This window comes from Halorubrum sp. SP9, assembly GCF_005435015.1.
GTDB classification, from domain to species: domain Archaea; phylum Halobacteriota; class Halobacteria; order Halobacteriales; family Haloferacaceae; genus Halorubrum; species Halorubrum sodomense.
This window is the reverse complement of record NZ_SGXU01000625.1, coordinates 1-279: the sequence shown is the minus strand read 5'-3', so window position 1 is coordinate 279 and position 279 is coordinate 1. Positions and strand designations below refer to the sequence as shown.

Sequence of the window (279 nt, the reverse complement as noted above, 5' to 3'; positions counted from 1 at the left end):
GTTCGGGCGCCCGATGAACTCGCCCTCGGCGTCGCGCACGACGATCGACGTGTAGGCCGGGACGACGAGCGACGTCGCCTCGAAGCTGACGGCGTTGTCGACCGGAGAGGGGAACAGCGCCGGGAGCGCCGGCGAGAGCTCCGGTTCGCGGTCAACGCGGAACTCCATCTGCTCGCCCTCGATCACGTCGCGGACCGTGAGCGTCGTCCCGTTGACCTCGAACCCGATACGCTCGTCCGAAACCCCGTCTTTCACGAGTTTATTCTGGTTCGCCAACAC

General features: G+C 66.3%; 1 pseudogene. It reads right to left on the bottom strand.

Annotation, left to right across the window (positions count from 1 at the left end):
• Positions 1-279: pseudogene (locus EXE45_RS18815) on the bottom strand (hypothetical protein); the annotation flags it as partial.